This is a genomic window from Mesorhizobium sp., assembly GCF_024509055.1.
Taxonomy (GTDB): domain Bacteria; phylum Pseudomonadota; class Alphaproteobacteria; order Rhizobiales; family Rhizobiaceae; genus Mesorhizobium.
In genome coordinates this window covers 1-3,086 of the sequence record NZ_JANINM010000211.1, presented here as the reverse complement: position 1 = coordinate 3,086, position 3,086 = coordinate 1, and the positions used below count along the sequence as shown (strand labels likewise).

The 3,086-nt window shown below is 63.9% G+C and carries 5 protein-coding genes and 1 riboswitch; of the genes, 1 reads left to right on the top strand and 4 read right to left on the bottom strand.

Features of this window, described 5'->3' with window-relative positions; all coding sequences use genetic code 11:
• The 3 genes from Q0L57_RS09850 to Q0L57_RS09840 all read right to left on the bottom strand — a co-directional run.
• A partial coding sequence (locus Q0L57_RS09850) for a hypothetical protein (protein ID WP_296741713.1) occupies window positions 1-234 on the bottom strand: 234 nt, incomplete at its 3' end.
• The gene (cobW, locus tag Q0L57_RS09845) at window positions 234-1,268 is read right to left on the bottom strand and encodes a cobalamin biosynthesis protein CobW (RefSeq protein ID WP_296741711.1); all 1,035 of its coding nucleotides are present in this window, start codon (window positions 1,266-1,268) and stop codon (window positions 234-236) included. The genes Q0L57_RS09850 and cobW, both read right to left, overlap by 1 nt.
• Window positions 1,265-1,639 (bottom strand): DUF1636 domain-containing protein, encoded by a 375-nt coding sequence (locus tag Q0L57_RS09840; RefSeq protein ID WP_296741709.1) that lies wholly within the window; start codon window positions 1,637-1,639, stop codon window positions 1,265-1,267. Before Q0L57_RS09840 ends, cobW begins: the two co-directional genes overlap by 4 nt.
• A 103-nt stretch (window positions 1,640-1,742) precedes the next feature.
• Window positions 1,743-1,968: riboswitch (cobalamin riboswitch) on the bottom strand.
• A gap of 40 nt (window positions 1,969-2,008) precedes the next feature.
• Between Q0L57_RS09840 and cobO the strand changes: the two genes are divergently transcribed.
• Window positions 2,009-2,665 carry a cob(I)yrinic acid a,c-diamide adenosyltransferase gene (gene cobO / locus Q0L57_RS09835; RefSeq protein ID WP_296741706.1) on the top strand — a complete coding sequence of 219 codons (657 nt, stop codon included), beginning with the start codon at window positions 2,009-2,011 and terminating at the stop codon, window positions 2,663-2,665.
• Between the two features lie 47 nt (window positions 2,666-2,712).
• Here cobO and Q0L57_RS09830 read toward each other — a convergent pair whose 3' ends face one another.
• On the bottom strand, window positions 2,713-2,976 hold the full coding sequence (locus tag Q0L57_RS09830; RefSeq protein WP_296741704.1) for a hypothetical protein: 264 nt from the start codon (window positions 2,974-2,976) through the stop codon (window positions 2,713-2,715).
• Window positions 2,977-3,086 lie beyond the last annotated feature (110 nt).

The window sequence follows — 3,086 nt, the reverse complement described above, 5'->3', positions numbered from 1 at the left end:
ATGCGACAGCGTGCGTTCGATATAGGTATCGACCGACAGCGGGTGCCGCAGGTCTGCAAGATTGGCGAGCCGCAGCGACGGCAGCATCGCGCGACCGCGCCGCCAGCCGGAGGCAAAGGCGGCGAGATCGCTGTCTGAAAACGAGAGCGCGACGAGATCGGCCGGATCCTGGGCCAAATCCCGTGGCGTCGCAGTCTCCTCAAGACCGCGGCTCTCGCGAAAGACGACATGCATCAGAGAGCAAGTCCCGACCTGATGGCAGCTTCGTCGATGTCGCCCTGCTCGCCGATCACGACCAGTTTCGATTGCCGCGGCGACGCGTTCCAGGGCTTGTCGAACTGATGCCGCACGCGCTCGCCGACCGACTGCACCAGCAGCCGCATCGGCTTGCCGGCAACTGCGATATAACCCTTCACGCGCAACACGTTCTGTTCGCGGGCGAGTCGCTGGATCGCCGTCACCAGCGCATCGACATCGGCGACCTCCGGAAGATCGACGACCACCGAAGCGAAGTCGTCATGCTCGTGCTCCTCCTCGCCGTCGTGATGCGAAGGGCGCGCTGCGAGATCGTTCTCAGCGGCGGCTTCAAGTCCGAGAATCACGCGCGCATCGACTGCGCCGTCGACGATTGGCAGCACCGGCACGCGGCGCGGCATCTCGGCGGCGATGACGGCCTTCGCCGCATCCACCCCTTCCGCGCCGGCGAGATCGGCCTTGGTGAGAAGCACGATGTCGGCGCAGGCGATCTGATCTTCGAACACTTCCGACAACGGCGTCTCGTGATCGATATTGTCGTCGGCCGCGCGCTGTGCGTCGACCGCAACGGGATCGGGCGCGAAGCGTCCGGCGGCGACCGCTTCCGCGTCGGCCAGCGCGATCACGCCGTCGACCGTGATCCGCGAGCGAATCTCCGGCCAGTCGAACGCCTTGAGCAGCGGTTTCGGCAACGCCAAACCCGATGTCTCGATCAGGATGTGGTCGGGCCGCACTGGCCGCGAAAGCAATTGCTCCATCGCGGGAATGAAATCATCCGCCACCGTGCAACAGATGCAGCCATTGGCGAGTTCGACGATGTTCTCCTCAGGGCAATTGGCGTCGGCGCATGTTTTCAGGATCTCGCCGTCCACGCCTTCGCTGCCGAACTCGTTGACGAGCACCGCGAGCTTCTTGCCGTTGGCATTGGTGATGAGGTGCCGGATCAGCGTCGTTTTTCCCGATCCGAGAAACCCGGTCACGACCGTCACGGGAACCTTGGCGAGTGAATTCATTCTGCAGCCTCTTGCGCGATTGCGATTGGGGGAATGCGGGCAAGCGATTGCTTGCGAAAAATTTCGGGCCGGCTGCGCCATGGCACAATGCCATCGGGTGCCGCGGCATAGGCGGCTGCGCCCGCCACGACGTCGGCGGCGTTCGCTTCGGACAAGCGGCCGTAAACATAGGACCATCGCCCCGGCGCGCTCAGCGCGACCGAACAGCCCTGGCTGCAAGCCGAGAGACATTCCACCGGCACGACATCAACGTCCTCCGGCACACCGCCGGCGACGATCTCCGCGTGCAGACGCGCGCCGGGCGTCGCCTCACCCTCTTGCACGGGCTGGCCGGCGCGGCAGGTAATGCAGACATGAAGCGTGACGCCCATCGCCCTTCTCAAACTCTCGCTCGAAGTTCTTGGCGGAAGGCGATGAGGCGCGTGAACCGGCACATACACGGTGCGCTCCCCGTCGCGGAACACCCCGTCCGCCGGTTTCAGATGCAGTGCTGGCAGGTCTCCCGGCTTGCGGAGCAGGCTTTTGCCTTCGATCCTCGCCTTCCCACCTGTCAGGCAGTGGCGTTGAAGATCTCTCCGGTCACGGTCGCGGGGGCGGCAGCGATCAAGGCTCGCGTCTCGATATCCTTCGAGTCCCGAAAACCCTGTCGCATTCCCTTTTCACCTGTCGTAGGACAGGAACCAGCACCGGCGCACCATTTGCCCTGCCCAGCGACTTGTCAAGCTCAAGGAATGCATGAGATGACTTCGGAACAAGATGCCGCCGCGCATGAGGAAATCAGCGCGACCGGCGCATCGCAGGAGACCGGCCACGCCGAGAAGATGGCGAAGATCAAGGTCGCCCGCGACCGGATGATGGCGACCAAGAGCGGCGAGAAGGGCCTCGTCATTGTCCATACCGGCGCGGGCAAGGGAAAATCATCCTCGGCCTTCGGCATGATCGTTCGATGCGTCGCGCATGGCTTCCCCTGCGCCGTGGTGCAATTCATCAAGGGCGCGTGGGATACCGGCGAGCGGCGGCTGCTTACGGACAATTTCGGCGATCTCTGCCAGTTCCACGCGATGGGCGAAGGCTTCACCTGGGAGACGCAGGATCGCGCCCGCGACATCGCCGCCGCCCGTGCCGGCTGGGACAGGGCCAAGCAATTGATCGCCGATCCGCGCCTGCGCATGGTGGTGCTCGACGAGATCAACATCGCGCTGCGCTACGACTATCTCGACATCAATGATGTCGTCGCCTTCCTGAAAAACGAAAAGCCGCCAATGACGCATGTCGTGCTCACCGGGCGCAATGCGAAGCAGGAGCTGATCGATATCGCTGATCTGGTGACGGAAATGACGCTGGTGAAGCATCCGTTCCGCTCCGGCATCAAAGCGCAACCCGGCGTCGAATTCTGACAGAACCGCCCAGCGCGCACGCCAACTCGCATTTCGACCACCGACCTTTAGCGAGACAGCGCGGCGACGAGGCGCAACCATTCCGTTTCATTACCGGGCAGGCCGAGGCGCACCCATCCCGACTTGCTCGGAAAGACGCGCGACCAGATCCGTGCGCCGGCAAGTCTTTCCTGCGCGGCCGGCGCGTCGCCGGTCTCGTAGAGACGAAACAACGGCGTACCGCCAACCAGCGTCCAGCCCGCCGCCCCCGCCTGTGCCTCGCCGCCGAAACGCCGGATGGCGACGTCGAGGTTTCCGCCGTGGTCGCGCATCCGGAATTCCTTCACTATCGCTCCCGTAAACCATACGCCTTTTCCCGTCTAACCTTGATGCGCAAGTCCGTGATCGAGCGCAAGCCCGACGCCACCGATTTGCTTTTGTC